Source organism: Halarcobacter bivalviorum (assembly GCF_003346815.1).
Classification (GTDB): Bacteria; Campylobacterota; Campylobacteria; order Campylobacterales; family Arcobacteraceae; genus Halarcobacter; species Halarcobacter bivalviorum.
In genome coordinates, this window is sequence record NZ_CP031217.1 from 723,924 (window position 1) to 743,999 (window position 20,076).

The following is a 20,076-nucleotide window of genomic DNA, read 5'->3' on the forward strand; positions in this document are numbered from 1 at the left end:
ATTAAATTAAGCAAATTCCAAGGCTTGGAACGACAATCTGCTTCTCTCTTTGTCTAGTGCTTTTTTATAAAAACTGAAGTTATCAAGGTTTTTTATATGCACCGTGGAAAAAAAATCATTCTTTTAAGTCATTGTATTTTAAATGTAAACTCAAAGGTTTATGGAATAGGAAATTATGAAGGTTCTTTAGAAGAACTGATGATTCCTTTAATCCAAAAAGGTTATGGATTTATTCAACTACCTTGTCCAGAACTTCTCTCATGTGGTCTAAAACGTTGGGGACAAGTTAAAGACCAATATGAGACACCATATTTTTATAAACATTGTAAAAGCTTACTTGCTCCAATAATTGATCAAGTATTAGATTACAGTAAAAATGGGTATAAAATTGTTTCATGTATAGGTATTGATAGAAGTCCTAGTTGTGGTGTTGATATTACCTGTAGAGCTCATAATTGGGGAAGAGAAATAGATGAATCTTTTTCTGTTAAAGATGTTACTTCTGCTTTAAACTGGGTAGAAGAAAAGGGTGTCTTTATGGAAGTATTTGAGAAGTTACTTCTTGAAAATGATTTAAAAATAAATTTTCTTGCAATAGATGAATCTAATCCAAAAGCTTCAGTAGAAAAAATATTAAAGGAACTTGAATGAAAAAAATTCTATTAGGAATTATGGTACTTTTTGCAATATTTTCTTATGCAAAAGAAGAATTTTTAACTGTAGGATTGTGTGCAGCATATCCTCCTTTTGAATCAAGAGATACAAAAAGTGGGGAAATTGTAGGTTTTGATGTTGATTTAGCACATGAAATAGGAAAAATATTAAATAAAAAAGTTGTAATAAAAGATGCTGAATGGCAAGCTTTATTAGGTGGACTAAAAAACAATCACTATGATATTATTTTAAGTGCTATGAGTAAACAAGAAGCTGGTACAAATAATGTAAATTTATCAAATACTTATTATTTATTAAATGATGTGATTGTTGTAAAAAAAGATAACACTTCAATTACTTCTAAAGAAGATTTAAAAGATAAAGTAGTTGGAGTTCAACTTGGAAGTGGAAGTGAACAAGTAGTTGATAAGTTAGTAGGATTAAAAAAAATATCAAGATATAATTATAATCCTGAAGCTTTCTTAGATTTAAAGCACAATAGAATTGATGCTGTTGTTGTAGGATATGCTTATGCAATAAATCAAAAAAACTTTAATAATGAGTATAAGATAGTTGAGAAAATTGCTCCTTCAGAGCTGGTAGTTGTGATGAAAAAAGGGAAAGACTCTTTAACAAATGATATTAATAAAGCTTTAACTCAATTAAAAGAGAATGGAACTTATGATGAGCTAGTAAAAAAGTGGCTAATAGTTAAATAATGAACTTTAGTGCAGTTTTTGATAATTTGGGGTTTCTTTTAGAAGCCTCATGGCTTACTATATATTTATCATTTATCTCTTTTATAATTGCTCTTTTTTTAGGAGTGGTTGTTGGAACATTAAGAAGCTATAAAATTCATTGGCTTTTAAATTTATTTCTCTCTTCATATATAGAAATTTTTAGAGGAACACCTTTATTAATACAACTTTTTTTTATTTACTATGGACTACCACAAGTAGGTATTTCTATGTCAAGTCATGAAGCTGCTATTATAGGGTTATCTTTAAATTTTGGAGCTTATATGTCTGAGATTGTTAGAGCAGGGATTCAAGGAGTAGATAAAGGGCAAGCAGAAGCTGCTAAATCTTTAGGTATGAATAACTTGCAAATTCTAGTTTATATTATTTATCCTCAAGCTTTAAAATTGAGTTTACCTTCTTTGACAAATACTTATGCTGCAATTTTAAAAGATAGCTCTTTAGTTTCGGTTTTATCTATTACCGAATTAACAAGAGCAGGGCAGTTAATATATGTAAGAACCTATGAACCTTTTGAAATATATCTTACTCTTGGAGTATTTTATTTTGTAATGACTTATACCATATCAGTTATTTCTAAAAAAATAGAAAAGAGATTAAATTATAATTAATATATAAATAAAATTTAACTACATTTTCTCTTTTTTTATAAGCAACATTTCGCTATTTTAATAGCTTAATTTTTTTATAAAGAGAAGATGTGAATACTGAAATATTATTAGGAATAATCACTTTTCTTACATCTACTATTGCTGGAGTTGTTGGTCTTGGTGGAGGAATGATACTTATTGCTGTCCTTCCTTCTTTTTTACCTATAAATGCTTTAGTTCCTATTCACGGTTTGACTCAACTAAGTAGTAACTTAAGTCGTGCAGTATTTGGCTATAAAGATGTAAAAGTAGAAGTGATACCTAAATTTTTGATTGGCTCACTTGCTGGGGTATCTTTTTTTGCTGTTATTTTGTATTTTGTTTCATTAACATATATTCCTCTTTTTATAGGAATTTATATTTTGCTTTCTCTCTGGAGTCAAAAATTTAATGACAAAATCAAAAAGTTTGAAAGCTATTATCTAATTGGTTTTATCCAAAGTGGTTTTTCTATAGTTGTTGGTGCTACTGGACCACTTGCAACTACACTTTTAGTAAAAGATTATAATGATAAAGATACAGTTGTGGCAACTGCTGCAGCTTTGATGAGTATTACTCATTTACTTAAAGTTTTTGCTTTTATGCTTTTTGGTTTTGTATTTTTTGATTATATTGGTATCTTAGTTGCCATGATTATAGGAGCAGTTGCTGGAAGTTATGCTGGAACAAAACTAAGAGATAAAATTGATGGTAAAAAATTTATGTTAGCTTTAAAAATTATTTTATCACTTATGGCTATAAAGCTTGTTATTTTTGTATTTATGTAAAAAAGAGGACAGATGTTAAAAGGAATTATTACACTAATATTTTTTCAATTTATAGGTGAATGTATTGCCAAACTTTTTGATTTATTAGTACCAGGACCAGTTATTGGTATGGTTTTATTACTTATTTTTCTAATTATTAGAAAGGCTAGTTTTTCAAGTCTTGATAATGCAGTTGCAATTCATTTGAGATATTTACCAATGTTGTTTATTCCCGCTGCAATGGGAATTATTACACAAGTTGATATTATCTCAAAAGAGTTTTGGGCTATTACAATTTCATTATTTGCAGGAACAATTATTGCCTTAGCTTTTTGTGCTAAGTTAATGGATTATTTAACCATAAGACAGGAGAATAAAAAATGAATATAGATGCATTAGTACAATATGTTACAAATACTCCTCTTGTATGGTTGTTATTAACTTTAGGGGCATTTAAAATTGGAATAATTGTTTATGAAAAATTTGATAAACATACACTATTACAACCAATTATTGTTGCATATTTGATTATTATGACAGCAATTATTATTACAGGGGCTTCATATGAAGAGTATTTTAAAGGAGTAGAAATTATTCACTTCTTTCTAGGGCCTGCAACAGTTGCTTTGGCACTTCCTTTATATAAGAATTTAAAGCATATTAAGTCACTATTTTTCCCAATCTTTATTACCCTTGTTGTAGCAGGGACATTTACTATTGCAATTGCAATTGCTTTATTATGGGCTTTAGATGCACAACTTCCAACTATTCTTTCAATGACTACAAAATCAATCACTGCTCCAATTGCAATTATTACATCAGAGCAAATTGGTGCAATTCCTTCTTTAGCAGTTGGATTTGTGATTATTACTGGAATTATTGGAGCTCTTTTAGGAACTGCAATTTTTAAATTTCTAAAAATCAAACATGATACTTCAAAAGGTTTTGCTCTTGGAGTAGTTTCTCATGGTATAGGAACTGCAAGAGCTATTGAAATCTCTGAAAAAGCAGCAGCTTTTGGAGCTTTAGCTATGGGACTAACAGGAATATTAACAGCAGTTTTCCTTCCTTTAGTTGTACAATTTTTTAAATAGATGGAAAAGATATTCAAATCTCGTGTAGCTTTGCTATACATTATGTCTATATCTATGGTTTTCTCTTTTTCTGCGTGGATGAGTCTGCTTAATAACTTTGTTATTGAAGCAGCTTCATTTGATGGAAGCCAAATAGGAATTTTGCAAAGTTTAAGAGAGATACCAGGATTTTTAGCTTTTACAGTTGTATTAGTGATAATTTTTGTAGCTCAACAAAGACTTGCGTATATCTCTATGATGATGCTTGGTGTTGGGGTTTTATTAACTGGATTTTATCCTTCTGCACTTGGGCTTTATATTACAACAGTAATTATGTCTATAGGTTTTCACTATCTTGAAACTTTAAATCAGTCATTAGCCTTACAATGGCTAAGTAAAGAGAAAGCTCCTATTATTTTGGGAAAAATCACAGCTGCTAAATCTTTTACTTCTCTTGTAGTTTTTGTGCTTATTTTTATTATGATGAAGTTTTATTCTGTAGAGTATAAATATGTTTATGCTTTTTTTGGTGGAATAACTTTAATCGTTGGGATAATTTCTTGGATGGCATTTGAACACTTCAAAGATGATGTGGTTCAAGAAAAAAAAATTACTCTTAAAAAAGAGTATTGGCTTTTTTATGTATTAACTTTTTTTGCGGGAGCTAGAAGGCAGATTTTTATTGTATTTGCAGGGTTTTTACTTGTAGAAAAGTTTGGTGTAGATGTTCATAATATGGTTGCACTTTTATTTATAAACTCAGTTTTAAATATGTATTTTGCTCCAAAAATAGGAAGATTTATCGTAAAGTTTGGAGAGAGAAATACTTTAAGATTTGAGTATCTTGGACTTATGCTTGTATTTGTTTCTTATGCTTTTGTTGAAAATCTTTATGTAGCATATTTTCTTTTTGTTATTGACCATATTCTATTTTCTATGGCAATTGCACTTAAAACATATTTTCAAAAAATTGCTGACCCAAAAGATATTGCAAGTGCAAGTGCTGTATCTTTTACTATAAATCATATAGCAGCAGTATTTTTACCAGCACTTTTAGGAATAGTTTGGTTATATTCTACTTCTTTAGTATTTATTATTGGAGCAGCTATTGCCTTGATGTCTTTTTCTTTATCCTTTTTGATACCAAGACATCCTGAACAAGGTTTTGAGACTACACTAAAAGTTTTTTAGCATTTTAAGAAGCATTTGTTTGAAGTTTTCTTGTTCTTCTTTATTTAAAGCAGAAAAACATTCTGCTTCAAAAGCTAACACCTCATTCATTACTTTATCATGAATCTCTTTTCCAAGAGGTGTTAGTTGCACAAGTTTACTTCTTTTATCATACTCATTTTCAACTCTTATAACATACTTTTTTTTCTCTAGTTTTTTTAAAACTTTAGTGATTGCTCCACCTGTAAATAAAACTCTTTCTTGTATTTTTGTTGGAGATAAAATATTCTCATCATTTTCACTCATTTTTAAACAAGATAAAATATCTAATTCACTATGAGTCATTTGAAATCTCTCTTCTTCTAATTTACAAACACCGCCATACATTTTGTTATAAAACATATAAAAAGGTACAGTAAGGTTTGAAATCTCATTATAAGTTTCAGGAGATTTATCTTTATTTCTTTGTATGTCTTTTTCTAAGTTTTCAATTTTCATAGTGTAATTATATATCAAAGTAAATTAATTACAAGGTATTTTAAAAGTATTTTACCAGTAAAATAAATTTAAGTTTTATAATGATACTATTTCAAAATTTTTAAAAAAGGATAGATATGCAAAAGAGATTATTCATACTTTTTAGTTTTGTTTTTCTTCTTTCTAATACATTATTTGCAAAAGAAACAACACTATCTTATGAAGTTCATAGGGCTAAGGAAGATGGCTTTAATTTTGCTTCAGTTTTAGTTTTAGGAGAAAAAGAAGCAGTTTTAATTGATACTCATTTTACTAAAGCAGATGCTTATAAAGTTGTAGCTCAAATTTTAGAGAGTAAAAGAGAATTAAAATCAATTTATATAAGCCATGGAGATCCTGATTACTATTTTGGTTTACCAGTTATTATAAAAGAGTTTCCTAATGCAAAAGTGTATGCTACAAAGCAAACTGTGAAGCATATTAGAAAAACATTTCAAGATAAGCTAAAATATTGGCAACCTAAATTAGGAATTAATGGTTCTGATTATGTGATTATTCCAGATATTATAGAAAAAGATACTATCACTTTAGAAAATCAGGAACTAAAAATTATGGAGTTTAACTCATCAAGGTCTTATATTTATGTACCTTCATTAAAAGCAGTTTTTGGTGGTATAAATGTGACAGATAAAGAGCATTTATGGTTAGCAGACACTCCTTATAAAAATGATAGAAAAATGTGGTTAGATGTTTTATCAAAGATGAAGAATTTAGAGATAAAAACTGTTATTCCTGCTCACTCAAAAGAGGGAAGCAAAAATGATATAAGTGCTATTGATTTTTCTATGAAATATCTTGAAACATATGAAAAAGCCAATTCAAAAGCTAAAAATTCAAAAGAATTAATCTCTATAATGCAAAATATATATCCAATGTTAGACAGAGATAGTTTCTCTTTAAAACTTGGAGCAGAGGTAACAAAAGGTGAGATAAAGTGGTAAGCCACTTTATCTTTTAGTATTCTAAAGTTTTTAAATATTCAGCAATTTTTGGAATATTATCTTTTCTGCAAATAAGGCAAGTAGGAATATATGCCGTTTTTTTATCTAGTTTTGTGATTTTTAAATCCTTACTAAAGCCTAATTTATCAACTAAATTTGTAGGAAGTAAAGTTTTTCCCATACCTGATTTTACACAAGCTAAAATAGTCTCTAAACTACCAAAAGCTAGTGACTTTTCTATATCTTCACCTTTTTGAATATAGTAGTTTTTTAAAAATTCATCATAAGCACAACCCTCTTTAAAAGATAAAATCACATTTGGACAAGTTTCATCTTGAGGTTCTAAAATAGCTATTTCTTCTTCAAGCTTTTGTAAAACCATAAGCTCTTCATGGTTTGGTTCTCCACTTATAAAAGCAATATCAACTTTATAATTTAAAATCATTTGTATCACATCTCTTGTTGTTCCAGTTAGAAGTTCAAGTTGAATTTTTGGATAGTCTTTATGAAGTTTCATTAAAAAAGAGGAGATTCTAACAGCTGCATTACAATCTGTCGACCCAACTACAAGTTTTTTTTGATATTGCATATTTTGCATATCTAAAACTGCATTTTCTACTTTTTTTACTATTTCAACTGCGTGTTTATAAAGCTTTTCTCCCTCATATGTTAGAACTACACCTTTTGGAACACGATGAAATAATGAGTAGCCAACTGATTTTTCAAGTTGCTTTATTCTTGATGTAACATTTGATTGAGCAAAGCCAAGTTTTTTAGCACCTAAAGTAATACTTTGTTCTTGGGCAACTACTACAAATACTTTTAGTAAGTTAGAGTCCATCACTTTTCCTTATATCATTAATCACGATTTGATATTTGACACATCATCATTTTTAGTGATATTATACACAAAAGTTTTTTAAAAGGGAAAAGAAACTTATGAATATTAATCTTCTTGATAGAAATAGTAATCCAGCTATTATCTTAGCTGGAATACTTGCTTTAATTGTAGGAGTTGGAGTTGCGAGGTTTGTTTTTACCTCTTTACTTCCTCCTATGTTAGATGATTTTCTAACGATTACTTTTGCAGGAGTATTAGCTTCAATTAATTTTGTTGGTTATTTGGGTGGTTCTATTTTTGCAATCTTTATTAAAGATATCAATACAAAAGTAAAGTTTTTTAGATTTGGAATATTTTTATGTCTAGCTACTACTTTAGTATTAGGTATAAGTTCAAATGAAACTTTATGGGCTATTTCAAGGGTAGTTGCTGGTTTTGGTGCAGCTATGGCACTTGTTGTTGGTTCTGCAATTGTTATGACAAAACTAAAAATGGATAACAAAACTAAAGCTATGGGAATTCACTTTAGTGGGATAGGTTTTTCTGTTTTTGTAACTGATATTATTGTAAGAATTGTGTTTGCTTATGAGGGAAGTTGGAGAGATGCTTGGATAGTCTTAACTATCTTTGGTTTTGTAGCTTCTATGTATTCTATGTATATTTTATCTTTTGATAAAGAGCTAAAACAAAATGTAGTAAAACACAAGTTTGATAAGTCTTTGTTCTCTCCTTTTGTAATTTTACTAATTATTGCATATTTTACAGAGGGTGTAGGATTTGTTGTTCAAGGAACATTTTTACCTGATATTATCAATTCACTTGAAGGTTTAAATGGCTACGGAAGTTTTACTTGGACTTTAGTTGGACTTGCTGGAATTCCTTCATGTATTATTTGGATGACATTAGCAAATAAGTTTGGAAGTGTGAATATTATTATAATAGCTATGCTTTTACAAGTAGTTGGGATACTTATTTCAGCTCTTACAACAAATGTTTATTTAAACCTTTTTTCTGGGGTTTTATATGGTGGAACTTTTGTAGGACTTGTTGCTCTTTTTATGAATTTAGGTGGAAAATTAGCTGGAAGTAATCCTGTTATTTTGATGGGAGCTTTTACAACAGCTTATGGAATAGGGCAAGTAGGTGCTCCACTTTATAGTGTAAAGTTAATTGAAATCTATGGAAACTATTCAAATGCACTTTATGTAACAGCAGCAATTGTTTTAGCAGGAGTTATGCTTTTATTTGTGGCAAAGAAGTTTGCAACACAAGAACAAAGTAAAATATAAATAAAATGGGACATTTTAAAGGAAAAAATTTATGCCAATAATAAATGTAAAAATGACACATGAAGATGGTGGAGCAACAAAAGAACAAAAAGAACAATTAGCTCAAAAACTAACTCAAGCTTTTGTGGATGTTTTTGGAAGAGGTGAAAAGACTTGTGTTGTAACTATTGATGAAATATCTACTGATAACTATGCAATAGGTGGAAAAACAATCACAAATATAAGAAGAGACTCATAGAGTCTAAGAACAACTAGTTGTTCTCTTTAGCGTTTGTTTTACTTTAGAAACTTTTTACAAGTTTTGTTAAAAGTAAATTATTATATAACGGTTCCTGAAAATTAGGGACTAATTTTTAGGAGACATTATGTATGCAGTAATATTTGAAGTTGAAATAGCTGATGGAAAAAAAGAGCAATATTTAAATATTGCAGCTCATTTAAAAGAGCAGTTAGTTAAAATGCCAGGCTTTATCTCTATTGAGAGATTTCAATCTTTAGTAAATGAAGGAAAGCTTTTATCTTTATCTTTTTGGGAAGATGAGAACTCTTTGTTAAATTGGAAAAAAAATATAGATCATATGGCTGCACAAAAGCAAGGTAGAGAATCAATATTTAAAGATTATAAAATTTCTATTGCAAAAATAGAGCGAAGTTACACTATGGAAAGTAGTGATTTTAAGATGTAAATTTATCTAGGATTTTAAAAATATCCTAGATATTTGTGATTTTTATATACAAAATGTATAACTTTTTCAAAAACTTCATCTAAAAAAGAGTGTAATTCTTCACTAAATGTTTTTTGTGCATAGGCACTATTTATCATCGCCATAAGAACTCCTTTTTTACTTATTTCTTCGTATTTTAAAATAGTAATTATTAAAAAAACATATAAGTTACAATTTACTTTTAAAAAGTAAAAGACACTTTTATCCCTCCTTGGCATGTTACAATTCTCACACATTTAAAGGAGAAAAAATGTTAGGTGAAATAAACGACTTTTTAAATAACCTGATTTGGGGGAACATTTTAATCTACTTACTTCCTGCATTGGGTATATTTTTTACTGTAACTTCAAGGTTCGTGCAATTTAGATATTTTTTTAAGATGTTTAATGTACTAAGGGACACAGTACATGATAAAGAAGGACATATTAGTTCTTTTCAAGCATTAATGCTAAGTGTTGCTGGACGTGTTGGTGGTGGAAATATTGCTGGTGTTGCTGTTGCAATTACTCTTGGTGGGCCAGGTGCAGTATTCTGGATGTGGATAATTGGTCTTATTGGTATGAGTACAAGTTTCTTTGAGTGCTCATTAGCACAATTATATAAAGAAAAAGATGGTCAAGACTCATGCGTATATAGAGGAGGGCCTGCTTATTATGTAACAAAAGCCTTAGGTCAAAGATGGCTTGGTGTTATTATCTCTGTTTTATTAATGGTTACTTTTGGCTTTGCTTTTAATGCAACTCAATCTTTTATTATCTCAACATCTTTTGAAGCTTCATTTGATATTCCAACTTGGATTACAGGTGCAATTGTTACTTTCGTTTTTGCTATTGCTATTTTTGGTGGAGTAAAAAGAATTACAAAGTTTTCAGAAGTTATTGTTCCAGTTATGGCGATGGGATATTTATTAATTGCAATTGTTGTTATTGCATTAAATGTAGAGAAAATTCCTGCACTTATTACTATGATTGTAGAACAAGCTTTTAATCCATCTTCTGCTATTGGTGGTGGTATTGGTGCTGTAATTTTACAAGGTGCAAAAAGAGGTATGTTCTCAAATGAGGCTGGACTTGGTTCTGCTCCAAATGTAGCTGCAGTTGCTTACGTAGCACATCCTGTTCAACAAGGTATTGTTCAATCTTTTTCTGTATTCATTGATACTATTATTTTATGTTCTTGTACAGCATTTATTATTCTTTTATCTGGTGTATATACTCCAGGAGCTGAAGGAGTACAAGGTGTATTACTTACTCAAAATGCCTTAATTGAACATATTGGACCATTAGGTGGATATTTTGTAACTATTGCACTGTTCTTATTTGGTCTTTCTTCAATGTTATATAACTACTATCTTGCTGAAAATAGTTTAAACTTCTTCTCAAAAGATAGTGCAGCTTTATTTAATGGATTTAGAGTTTTATGTGTTGCTTTAATTGTTTGGGGTTCACTACAAGATTTAGGTTCTATTTTTGCATTTGCTGATTTATCTATGGGATTACTTGCTGTAATCAACTTAGTTGTTATTGCAATTTTATATAAACCAGTTCTTAGATTGATTAAAGGTTATGATAGACAATTAAAAGAGGGAAGAAAACCTGTTTTAAGATATAATGACTATCATGAATTTAAGATTGATAAAGAGACTTGGAAAGAAATTGTAGATAATATTAACGATAAGAAAGAAAAAGCATAAATAAAGAAGTAAGGTTTCTTACTTCTTTATTTTCATGGAGTTTAAATGTTTAATAAAGAAGGGATTCCTTTTTTTACAGTTATTATTCCTTTTTTAAGTATATTATTTATAGCTTTTTTTGCTACTTCATATCATTTGAAAGTAACAAATGAAGCCTTTGATAATAGTATCAAAGAGTATAAACAACAATATATTTTAAAAAGCAATGACTCACAAAACCTAGAAAAACAAATTCATAAAAAAACTTTAGAACATAAAAAATACCAAAAAGAGTTTACTGATTTCATGGTTGTTCTTACTATAGCTATAATAATTTTTATGGCTCTTTTCTCTCTGTTAATGATTTCCATAATTTCAGATGTTGTTAAAAAATATAAAGAAGAAGTTGAAAATAAAGAACATAAACTTCAAACTCTAAATAAAAGCCTTGCAAGTAAAGTAGCTATTGGAATAGAAGAGGGTAAAAGAAAAGATAAGGCAATTTTACAACAATCAAAATTGGCAAGAATGGGTTCTATGATTAATATGATTGCCCATCAATGGAGACAACCTCTTACTGAATTATCTGGCGTATTAATGGAACTTGAAACAGCAACTAGATTTAAAAAAGTTACAGATAATCATATTTTAAACTCAATTGAAAGAAGTGATAAGATGATTGAGTTTATGTCAAATACTATTGATGATTTTAGAAACTTTTTTAAACCTGACAAGAAAAAAGAGAAATTCTCTGTTTTAGATTCTTGTCAAAAAGCTATAAATCTCATAAATGCTTCATTAGATGATGCTAAAATAAAGCTAATAGTTGATGTAAAAAATGATAAACAAATTAATGGTTATCCCACAGAGTTTTCACAAGTTATTTTAAATCTACTTATGAATGCAAAAGATATTTTAGTAGAGAAAGAGATTTCAACTCCTAAAATAGTAATAATTATTGAGACTAAAGGTTTATTAAGTATTGTAAGAGTTAAAGATAATGCAGGTGGAATAAAACCAGAGCATTTTGATTTGATTTTTGACCCTTACTTTAGTACCAAAGATTCTTCAAAAGGGACAGGTTTAGGTTTATATATTTCAAAACTTATTATTGAAAGAAATATGGGTGGAGAATTTAGTGTTTCAAATGATGATGAAGGTGCAGTTTTTAAAATCATTTTAGCAGGATAAAAAAATGGATGAAAAGTTATTAGAGCAGTTAAAAAGTATTCCAATTTTATGTGTAGAAGATGAAGATGGAATTAGACAAATAATTGTAGAGACTTTAAAATACTACTTTGATGAAGTTTATGAGGCAAAAGATGGTGAAGAAGCTTATGAAATATATCAAGAGTATAAGCCAAAGATTATTCTTTCAGATATACAGATGAAAAACTGTAATGGAATAGAATTTGTAAAAAGAATTAGAAAAGAGGACTCTTCAACTACAATTTTTATGTTGACAGCCTATTCAAATGAAGAGTATTTAGTTGATTTGATAAATTTAAATATTAATCATTTTATTTTAAAGCCTTTAAACCTAAAAAAACTAAATGAAGCCTTATTAAAGTTTCTAAATAGAACTTTAGAGCCTATTGAGATATATGAAGGAATCTATTTAGATTTACAAAAACGAGAAATAAACTATAATAATGAGACTATCTCTTTAAGAAAAAGAGAGAAAGAGTTTCTTCAACTTTTATATGAAAAAAAAGGCTCTATTTTAAGTTATGAGCAAATAGAAGACGAATTATGGGCTGAAAAAGAGATGACAAGTCATGCTCTAAAATCATTTATAAAAGATTTAAGACATAAATTACCAGTAAATGTAATCAAAAATGTTCCCCAAGAAGGGTATACTTTAGCAAAATTTGATTAATTTTTAAAAAGCACACTTTTTTCTTACTTCGTTTTTATATGATTGTGCTTTAAAATAAAAAAAGGTAAAAAATAATGGAAGAGAAAGTTAGAATTGAAACAGATTTTTTAGGTGAAAAAAAGATTCCTAAAGATGCTTATTATGGTATCCAAACGTTAAGAGCGAGTGAAAACTTTGATATCACACACACAAGTTTATCACTTTTCCCAACTTTTATTAAGTCATTAGCAAAAGTTAAAAAAGCTTGTGCTCTTACAAACTATGAGTTAGGTGATTTAAATGATATGCAAAGAGATGCTATTATTCAAGCTTGTAATGAGATAATTGATGGAAAGTTTCATGACCAATTTATTGTTGACCCAATTCAAGGTGGAGCAGGGACTTCTACAAATATGAATGCAAATGAAGTTATTGCAAATAGAGCTTTAGAGATTCTAAAAAAACCAAGAAGTTCATATGATATTGTACATCCAAATAATCATGTAAATATGAGTCAATCTACAAATGATGTTTATCCAACTGCTATTAAAATCACTCTTTATGAGTTAATCTATAAGTTAAAAGATTCTCTTAGATATTTAAGAGACTCATTCAATGAAAAAGCAGTAGAGTTTAAAGATGTACTTAAAATGGGTAGAACTCAGCTTCAAGATGCTGTTCCTATGACTTTAGGTCAAGAATTTAAAACATATGCTGTAATGATTGATGATGATATTTTTAGATTAAGAGATTGTCAAACTCTATTAAAAGAGGTAAACCTTGGTGCAACAGCAATTGGTACAGGAATTAATACTAAAAAAGCATATAGAAAGAAAGTAATTAATAATCTTAGAGATGTAACTGGTATTGATTATGAAAGTGCAAGTAACTTAATTGAAGCTACACAAGATACTGGTGACTTTGTTCATATCTCTGGTATTTTAAAAAGAGTTGCAATTAAAATCTCTAAAATATGTAATGACTTAAGACTTTTAAGTTCAGGTCCTAGAGCAGGGCTTAATGAGATTAATCTTCCTAAAATGCAACCAGGAAGTTCTATCATGCCAGGAAAAGTAAATCCTGTAATTCCAGAAGTTGTAAATCAAGTTGCTTATGAAGTAATTGGAGCAGATACAACTATTGCTTTAGCTTGTGAAGGTGGACAATTACAGTTAAATGTATTTGAACCTTTAGTTGCTTATAAACTATTTACTTCTATTAATATGATGAGAAGATCTTTTTATACTTTAGCTGAAAAATGTGTAAAAGGTATTACTGCAAATGAAGAAGTTTGTATGAACAATATTTTAAATTCAGTTACTCTTGTAACTTGCCTAAATCCTATTTTAGGATATGAAAAGAGTTCAGCTTTAGCAAAAGAAGCACTTGCAACAAACAAAAGAGTATATGATATTATTTTAGAGCAAGAATTATTTACAAAAGAAGAGTTAGATGAGCTTTTACATCCAAAAAACATGGTAAATAACTACGACGATATTTAAAGGAAAAATAAATGAAAGTAACTGTAATAAATACAGGTGGAACATTTAATAAAAGATATAATCCAATAAAGGGACAACTTGAAGTCCCTGCGGATAATATTGCTTTAGATAAGATAATAGCTTCTTGTCATAATGTAGAGTTTGAAATAAAAAATATTGTTTCAAAAGATAGTCTAGATATGATAGATTCTGATAGAGAAGCAATTTGTGAAGCTATTAAATCAAGTGAAAATGACAAAGTGATTATTGTTCATGGAACAGATACTGTTCATCTTACTTCTGAACTAATAAAACAAAGAAGAATCAATAAAAAAATAGTTTTTACAGGAGCTATGGTTCCTATGAGTATTGATGAGGTTGAAGCTACAATGAACTTCTCACAAGCACTTGGTTTTTTAAGTGCAGATGTTGAAGATGGAACATATATTGCTATGCATGGAGTAGTAGTTGATTGTTCAAAATTAGTAAAAAATAGAGAGTTGGGACAATTTTTAATTCAAGAGTAATAATAGTTTTTTTACTAAACTTTAGATAAAATCAGCCAAAAATTAAAATAGGATATTTTTATGGCGATTTATACATGTGGGCATACAACTCCTGATTCAGATTCTATCTGTTCAGCGATTTCGTTAGCTTATTTATTAAATAAAATTGGAAGAGACGCAATTCCTGCTAGACAAGGACCAGTTTCTCCAGAGACTCAATTTATTTTAGACAGATTTGGTTTTGAAGCTCCTGAGCTTAAAACTGAATTTGCTGGTGAAGAGATTTTTATTACAGATTATTCTGATAAAGGACAAGCTCCTGCTGATATTGACCAAGCAACTATTGTTGGTATTGTTGACCACCATAAATTAGGGGACTTAACTACTTCAACTCCACTTGAATGTTGGATTAGACCTGTTGGTTGTACAAATACAATTGTAAAAGAGATGTATGATTATCACAAAGTTGAAATTCCTGCAAATATTGCTGGTGTAATGCTTTGTGCAATCCTTTCTGATACAGTTATTTTCAAATCTCCAACTTGTACACCACTTGATATTGAAGTTGTAAGAGAACTTGCAGCAATCGCTGGTGTTGAAGATTTTGGTGCTTTAGGTATGGAAATGTTCAAAGTAAAATCAGCAGTAGAAGGTGTTCCTGTTAGAGATTTAATTTTAAGAGACTATAAACCATTTGATATGCATGGATCTGCTGTTGGTATTGGTCAATTAGAAGTTATTGATTTAGCAATTTTTGATTCAGTTAAAGCTGAATTACAAGCTGATTTAGACAAGTTAAGAGAAGAAAATAACTTACACACAGCATGTTTAATCTTAACTGATATTATGAAAGAGGGTTCTGAAGTACTTGTTTCTTCAGCTGATGCTTCAGTATTTGAAAAAGCATTTGATGTAAAATTAGAAGATGGAAAAGTTTGGTTAGACGGTTGTCTTTCTAGAAAAAAACAGATTATTCCTTTCTTAGAGCCTGCATTCGCATAATTATAAAAGAAGAACTTTTTAGTTCTTCTTCTCTTCAATGAAAACACAAATTTTCAAATCCTCAAAACTAAATTTTTTAGAACTAAGATATATAGAAAAAATTACCCAATGTCAAAAAATGCACTTACATGAAGAACTAACTATCACTGCAATTAAAAAAGGCTCTTTAAATATCATTTTTAATGAAGGCAAAAAGCTTTTAAAGCCTAAAGAGTTGATAGTTATAAATGACCATATCTCTCATTGTGCTACTTTAAATGAAGTCTCTGAACATGGTTATGTTTTATATATAAATAAAGAGTATTTAAAAGCTTTAGAGATTTTTTATGACAAAGATTTTGAGCATATTTTTAGTGAAAAGGTTTATAGAAAGTTTATCTCTTTATGTAAAATACTTCTTGATGAAAAAGCTTCTTTAATTTTTAAAGAAGAGTGCTTTTTAGAGTTTTGCATTGATACTTTTCATAAAGAAGAAGCCCAAAAATGTGAAGAAAATGATAATCTAGCTTTTAAAATCAAAGAGTATTTAGACAAAAACTATTTAGAAGAACTTACTTTAGAAGAGATGTCAGAAACTTTTAATTTATCAACAATTCATTTGATAAGAGTCTTTAAAAAAGAGTTTGGACTTCCTATTCATTCTTATATTCTTAATAAAAAAGTTCACTATGCTAAAGAGTTATTAGCGTCAAATCTAAGTATTGTAGAAGTAGCTTTGCAAAGTGGTTTTTTTGACCAAAGCCATCTAAGTAGAAGTTTTAAAAGAGTTTTCCAACTAAGCCCAAAAGAGTTTCAAAAAAGCATCTTCGCTTAGGATGTTAATTTTGTACAAGACTTAATTTTTTTTATTTTATATACTTTACAAAAATGAATTTTGTGGAGTGAAGATGTTATATAAAAAATATAAACAATATCCAAGTGTAGAGAACTTAGAAAGACAGTGGCCTAATAAAACAATTGAAAAAGCACCAATATATTGTAGTGTAGATTTAAGAGATGGAAATCAAGCTTTAGTAAACCCTTTAAATGAAGAACAAAAATTAGAATATTTTCAAACTTTAGTGAAGATGGGATTTAAAAATATAGAAGTTGCATATCCAAGTGCTTCTGATACTGATTTTAACTTTGTTAGAAAACTGATAGAAGAGGATTTAGTTCCTTTAGATGTAGCTATTCAAATTTTAATTCCAGCTAAAAAAGAGTGGATTAAAAGAAGTGTAGAAGCAATGGTTGGAGTTAAAAATGCAGTTTTTCATCTATATAATCCAACAAATGAGTTTCAAAGAGAAGTAGTTTTTAAAAAAAGCAAAGAAGAGATTATTTCAATGGCAGTTGAGTCAATGGAGTATCTAATTGAACTTACAAGTGAGTTTGAAGGGAAAGTTACTTATCAATACTCTCCTGAGAGTTTCTCTCAAACTGAGTTAGAGTTTGCCCTTGAAATTTGTAATGAAGTAATAAAAGTAGTAAAGCCAACTGTTGAAAATAAAATGATTATAAATCTTCCAAATACTTTAGAAGCATGTACTGCAAATATTTATGCAGATAGAATAGAGTGGATGTGTAATAATCTGATAAATAAAGAAGCAGTAATCGTAAGTGTTCATCCTCATAATGATAGAGGAACTTCTGTAGCCTCAGCTGAATTAGCAGTTTTAGCAGGAGCTCAAAAAGTAGAGGGTACTTTGTTTGGAAATGGGGAGAGAGCAGGGAATTTAGATTTAGTAAATTTTGCTTTTAATATCTATTCTCAAGGAATAGACCCCAAACTTGATTTAACTTTTATAGATGAAGTTAAAAAGATGTATGAAAAAATGACACAACTAAAAGTACATGAAAGACACCCTTTTGTTGGAGAGATGATTTTTACAGCTTTTAGTGGTGGACATCAAGACGCAGTAAAAAAAGGTATAGATTTTTATCGTGCAAATAAAAGTGAGTTTTGGACAGTTCCATATTTACCAATTGACCCAAGGGATATAAATAGAACTTTTGAAAATATTATTAGAGTAAATTCTCAATCAGAAAAAGGAGGAGTTGCTTTTATTATAGAAGAGTTTTTAAATGAAAAACTAAGTAAAGAGAGTTCAATAAAGTTTGGAAAAATAGTTAAAAAACAAAGTGATAGCTTACAACGAGAACTAAATAAAGATGAGATAATTAACCTTTACAAAGAGAATAAAGACTCTTTTAAATAATCCCTTTTTGGGATTATTTATCTGCTATATCAAAATGCCCTTCACCTTTTGGTATTTGAGCAATTATTCTATCAGCAAGTCTAGAGAATGGTAGAGATTGTAAATAGACAGTTCCTGTACCTTCTAAAGTAGTTAAGAAAATACCTTCTCCTCCAAATAGCATTGATTTAATACTTGAACTTACTTCAACTTTATATTCTAAACCTTCAGTAAATGCAACTAAACTTCCAGTATCAACTATCAGTTTTTCATCTTTTAACTCTTTTTTTACAATAGTTCCACCTGCATGAATAAAAGCTTTACCATCTCCACTAAGTGATTGTAAAATAAAACCTTCTCCTCCAAAGAAACCAGATGTTAATCTTTTATTAAACTCTAAATCAAGTTTTGTTCCCCTTGCTGCACATAAAAAAGAGTCTTTTTGACAAATTAATTTTCCAGTCTCTTTTAAATCAACTGCCATAATTTTCCCTGGAAAAGGAGAAGCAAAAGCAACTTTTTGTTTTTTATCAACTGTATTTGTAAAGTGAGTCATAAATAAAGACTCTCTTGTTAGAAGTCTTTTACCCATACCCCATACTTTTCCAAAAAAGCCTTCATTTAAACTACTTCCATCTCCTGCTTTTGTTTCAAATTTTATATTTGAATCCATCCAAGACATCATTCCTGCTTCTGCTATTACTGTTTCATCTTTGTCAAGTTCTATCTCTACAACTTGCATAGAATCACCAAATATTTCATAATCAATTTCGTGAGAATTCATCTGTTTCCTTTTATAATAAATCTAAATTACATTTTGCAATATATATTATGGTCAATATAATATTTATATATAATAAAATAAAAAAGTGAAAAAATGGCAGAGCAATTAAAAAATGTCTATACTAAAGAGTATATAGGAAACTTAGCAAATAAAATAAAAGAGTATTATTCTTCTTTTGATAAAGAAAAATTTTGCAAAGAAATCTTTGATTCTTCATGGGAAAGTTTAGAATTAAAACAAAGAATGAGACATATAGCAATAGTTTTAAACAACAATATAAAACTAGAGTATAAAAAACAGTTAGAAGTTTTAAAGTTTGTGTCTAAATATTTTTACTCTTTTGAAGCGATGTTTTTTCAAGATTTTGTGGAGGTTTATGGCTTAGATGATTATGAAGATTCTATAAAAGCCTTAGAAGTTTTTACCCTTGAATCTTCTTCTGAGTTTGCAATTAGACAATTTATTTTAAAAGAAGAAGATAAAACAATGTCTCAATTAAAACTTTGGACAAAATCTGAAAATGAACACTTAAGAAGACTTGCAAGTGAAGGGTGTAGACCAAGACTTCCTTGGGCAGTTGCTTTGCCAGAGTTTAAAAAGAACCCTACAAAAGTATTAGAGATACTAGAACTTCTAAAAAATGATAAATCAAAATATGTACAAAAAAGTGTTGCAAATAATCTAAATGATATCTCAAAAGATAATCCAAAACTTGTAATAGAGTTTATACAATCAAATCTTGGGAAAACAAAAGAGTTAGATTGGATTTGTAAACATGCAGCTAGAACTTTGCTTAAAAAAGGAGATAAAGAGATACTTGTTTTATTTGGTTATGAAAAAAGTAAGCATGTAAAGATTGAAAATTTCATCTGTGATGAATCACTTTTTATAGGAGATAACCTAATTTTTTCTTTTGATTTAATAAGTGAAGATGAACCTTTAGGTAAATTAAGAGTAGAGTATATAATCTCTTATTTAAAAGCAAATGGTTTGTATTCAAATAAGATATTTGTAATAAACCAAAATGAGATAAAAACATTTAAAAAGAGCTTTTCAAAGAAACAAAGCTTTCAAAATATGACCACAAGAAAACATTATAAAGGAAAACATAAGCTCTCAATTGTAATTAATTCTTTAATTATTAAAGAGCATGAATTTATTTTAAAATAGGCTTTCTTTAAAATAATGTAATTAAAATGTAACTATTTTGAT

At 28.8% G+C, this 20,076-nt stretch carries 24 protein-coding genes; 20 read left to right on the top strand and 4 right to left on the bottom strand.

Annotated features, from left to right (window positions below):
* Nucleotides 1–96 precede the first annotated feature (96 nt).
* The 7 genes from ABIV_RS03640 (at nt 97) to ABIV_RS03670 (ending at nt 5,072) form a co-directional block, all read left to right on the top strand.
* Complete coding sequence (locus ABIV_RS03640) at nt 97–651, top strand: CD3072 family TudS-related putative desulfidase (protein ID WP_114838604.1); 555 nt, start codon at nt 97–99, stop codon at nt 649–651.
* Nucleotides 648–1,373, top strand: a complete 726-nt coding sequence (locus ABIV_RS03645; RefSeq protein WP_114838605.1) for an ABC transporter substrate-binding protein — start codon at nt 648–650, stop codon at nt 1,371–1,373. The genes ABIV_RS03640 and ABIV_RS03645 overlap by 4 nt, the downstream gene beginning before the upstream one ends.
* The gene (locus ABIV_RS03650; protein WP_114838606.1) at nt 1,373–2,023 is read left to right on the top strand and encodes an amino acid ABC transporter permease; all 651 of its coding nucleotides are present in this window, start codon (nt 1,373–1,375) and stop codon (nt 2,021–2,023) included. Before ABIV_RS03645 ends, ABIV_RS03650 begins: the two co-directional genes overlap by 1 nt.
* A gap of 89 nt (nt 2,024–2,112) precedes the next feature.
* Nucleotides 2,113–2,829: a sulfite exporter TauE/SafE family protein gene (locus ABIV_RS03655; RefSeq protein ID WP_114838607.1), complete on the top strand. Its 717-nt coding sequence runs from the start codon at nt 2,113–2,115 to the stop codon at nt 2,827–2,829.
* 12 nt (nt 2,830–2,841) lie between these two features.
* Nucleotides 2,842–3,192 carry a CidA/LrgA family protein gene (locus ABIV_RS03660; protein WP_114838608.1) on the top strand — a complete coding sequence of 117 codons (351 nt, stop codon included), beginning with the start codon at nt 2,842–2,844 and terminating at the stop codon, nt 3,190–3,192.
* The gene (locus tag ABIV_RS03665) at nt 3,189–3,902 is read left to right on the top strand and encodes an LrgB family protein (protein ID WP_114838609.1); all 714 of its coding nucleotides are present in this window, start codon (nt 3,189–3,191) and stop codon (nt 3,900–3,902) included. The genes ABIV_RS03660 and ABIV_RS03665 overlap by 4 nt, the downstream gene beginning before the upstream one ends.
* 42 nt (nt 3,903–3,944) lie before the next feature.
* Nucleotides 3,945–5,072: an MFS transporter gene (locus ABIV_RS03670; RefSeq protein WP_237673227.1), complete on the top strand. Its 1,128-nt coding sequence runs from the start codon at nt 3,945–3,947 to the stop codon at nt 5,070–5,072.
* Here the strand turns inward: ABIV_RS03670 and ABIV_RS03675 are convergent.
* Entirely contained in the window at nt 5,058–5,549 is a 492-nt protein-coding gene (locus tag ABIV_RS03675; protein ID WP_114838611.1) for a MarR family winged helix-turn-helix transcriptional regulator, read from the bottom strand. The two genes, ABIV_RS03670 and ABIV_RS03675, sit on opposite strands and share 15 nt — an antisense overlap.
* 116 nt (nt 5,550–5,665) lie before the next feature.
* Between ABIV_RS03675 and ABIV_RS03680 the strand changes: the two genes are divergently transcribed.
* Entirely contained in the window at nt 5,666–6,529 is an 864-nt protein-coding gene (locus tag ABIV_RS03680) for an MBL fold metallo-hydrolase (protein WP_114838612.1), read from the top strand.
* Between the two features lie 13 nt (nt 6,530–6,542).
* Here ABIV_RS03680 and ABIV_RS03685 read toward each other — a convergent pair whose 3' ends face one another.
* Nucleotides 6,543–7,370 (bottom strand): LysR family transcriptional regulator, encoded by an 828-nt coding sequence (locus ABIV_RS03685; protein ID WP_114838613.1) that lies wholly within the window; start codon nt 7,368–7,370, stop codon nt 6,543–6,545.
* 98 nt (nt 7,371–7,468) lie between these two features.
* Between ABIV_RS03685 and ABIV_RS03690 the strand changes: the two genes are divergently transcribed.
* The 3 genes from ABIV_RS03690 to ABIV_RS03700 all read left to right on the top strand — a co-directional run bounded on the left by ABIV_RS03690 (nt 7,469) and on the right by ABIV_RS03700 (nt 9,345).
* Nucleotides 7,469–8,659, top strand: a complete 1,191-nt coding sequence (locus ABIV_RS03690) for a YbfB/YjiJ family MFS transporter (RefSeq protein ID WP_114838614.1) — start codon at nt 7,469–7,471, stop codon at nt 8,657–8,659.
* 31 nt (nt 8,660–8,690) lie between these two features.
* Complete coding sequence (locus ABIV_RS03695; protein WP_114838615.1) at nt 8,691–8,897, top strand: tautomerase family protein; 207 nt, start codon at nt 8,691–8,693, stop codon at nt 8,895–8,897.
* 127 nt (nt 8,898–9,024) lie between these two features.
* The gene (locus ABIV_RS03700) at nt 9,025–9,345 is read left to right on the top strand and encodes an antibiotic biosynthesis monooxygenase family protein (RefSeq protein ID WP_114838616.1); all 321 of its coding nucleotides are present in this window, start codon (nt 9,025–9,027) and stop codon (nt 9,343–9,345) included.
* A 14-nt stretch (nt 9,346–9,359) separates the two neighbouring features.
* On the opposite strand, the gene ABIV_RS13735 is transcribed toward ABIV_RS03700, so the two are convergent.
* Nucleotides 9,360–9,488, bottom strand: a complete 129-nt coding sequence (locus ABIV_RS13735) for a hypothetical protein (protein ID WP_267284855.1) — start codon at nt 9,486–9,488, stop codon at nt 9,360–9,362.
* Between the two features lie 146 nt (nt 9,489–9,634).
* Here ABIV_RS13735 and ABIV_RS03705 point away from each other — a divergent pair, with 146 nt between their 5' ends.
* The 8 genes from ABIV_RS03705 (at nt 9,635) to ABIV_RS03740 (ending at nt 18,101) form a co-directional block, all read left to right on the top strand.
* Nucleotides 9,635–11,077 (top strand): alanine/glycine:cation symporter family protein, encoded by a 1,443-nt coding sequence (locus ABIV_RS03705; protein WP_114838617.1) that lies wholly within the window; start codon nt 9,635–9,637, stop codon nt 11,075–11,077.
* A gap of 45 nt (nt 11,078–11,122) precedes the next feature.
* Nucleotides 11,123–12,247, top strand: coding sequence for a sensor histidine kinase (locus ABIV_RS03710; protein WP_114838618.1), 1,125 nt, complete (start codon nt 11,123–11,125; stop codon nt 12,245–12,247).
* Between the two features lie 4 nt (nt 12,248–12,251).
* Nucleotides 12,252–12,935, top strand: a complete 684-nt coding sequence (locus tag ABIV_RS03715; RefSeq protein WP_114838619.1) for a response regulator transcription factor — start codon at nt 12,252–12,254, stop codon at nt 12,933–12,935.
* A 74-nt stretch (nt 12,936–13,009) separates the two neighbouring features.
* Nucleotides 13,010–14,416 (top strand): aspartate ammonia-lyase, encoded by a 1,407-nt coding sequence (gene aspA, locus ABIV_RS03720; RefSeq protein ID WP_114838620.1) that lies wholly within the window; start codon nt 13,010–13,012, stop codon nt 14,414–14,416.
* Nucleotides 14,417–14,427: 11 nt separating this feature from the next.
* Nucleotides 14,428–14,922 carry an asparaginase domain-containing protein gene (locus ABIV_RS03725; RefSeq protein WP_114838621.1) on the top strand — a complete coding sequence of 165 codons (495 nt, stop codon included), beginning with the start codon at nt 14,428–14,430 and terminating at the stop codon, nt 14,920–14,922.
* A 60-nt stretch (nt 14,923–14,982) separates the two neighbouring features.
* Nucleotides 14,983–15,903, top strand: a complete 921-nt coding sequence (locus tag ABIV_RS03730) for a manganese-dependent inorganic pyrophosphatase (protein WP_114838622.1) — start codon at nt 14,983–14,985, stop codon at nt 15,901–15,903.
* Nucleotides 15,904–16,021: 118 nt separating this feature from the next.
* Entirely contained in the window at nt 16,022–16,717 is a 696-nt protein-coding gene (locus tag ABIV_RS03735) for a helix-turn-helix transcriptional regulator (RefSeq protein WP_205526949.1), read from the top strand.
* A 73-nt stretch (nt 16,718–16,790) separates the two neighbouring features.
* A complete protein-coding gene (locus ABIV_RS03740; RefSeq protein WP_114838624.1) occupies nt 16,791–18,101 on the top strand; it encodes a 2-isopropylmalate synthase in 1,311 nt (436 codons plus the stop codon).
* Between the two features lie 13 nt (nt 18,102–18,114).
* On the opposite strand, the gene ABIV_RS03745 is transcribed toward ABIV_RS03740, so the two are convergent.
* The gene (locus tag ABIV_RS03745; protein ID WP_114838625.1) at nt 18,115–18,864 is read right to left on the bottom strand and encodes a TIGR00266 family protein; all 750 of its coding nucleotides are present in this window, start codon (nt 18,862–18,864) and stop codon (nt 18,115–18,117) included.
* A gap of 93 nt (nt 18,865–18,957) precedes the next feature.
* Between ABIV_RS03745 and ABIV_RS03750 the strand changes: the two genes are divergently transcribed.
* Nucleotides 18,958–20,034: a DNA alkylation repair protein gene (locus ABIV_RS03750; protein ID WP_114838626.1), complete on the top strand. Its 1,077-nt coding sequence runs from the start codon at nt 18,958–18,960 to the stop codon at nt 20,032–20,034.
* Nucleotides 20,035–20,076 lie beyond the last annotated feature (42 nt).